This is a genomic window from Psychrobacter sp. S1-30-MNA-CIBAN-0213, assembly GCF_040309845.1.
Taxonomy (GTDB): Bacteria; Pseudomonadota; Gammaproteobacteria; order Pseudomonadales; family Moraxellaceae; genus Psychrobacter.
The window spans coordinates 1-267 of sequence record NZ_JBEOPE010000084.1 but is presented as its reverse complement, the minus strand read 5'-3'; the positions used below and the strand labels follow the sequence as shown (position 1 = coordinate 267).

Genomic DNA, 267 nt, shown 5'->3' with positions numbered 1-267 from the left:
GGTAGTAAGTACGATTCCTATACATTTTATGCCAAAAAGAACCAAAAGCTTTCTGTTAAAACAACGGCAGCGAATGTGGATTCTTATTTATTTAATAATAATTTATCAGATTCTGTCAATGTAGTAGAATATTCCTCTGAACTAGATAACCAAGGTTATTACAAGCTTCCATATTCAGGTAAATATGAATTGCGTATTCTTCAGCCACGTTCTCAAGCTTCTAAAGGAAAAACACCTCCATATTGGCTAGAACTATCTATTCTATAG

At 33.0% G+C, this 267-nt stretch carries 1 pseudogene; it reads left to right on the top strand.

Features of this window, described 5'->3' with window-relative positions:
- A pseudogene (locus AAEY87_RS14045) lies at nt 1–267 on the top strand (PPC domain-containing protein); the annotation flags it as partial.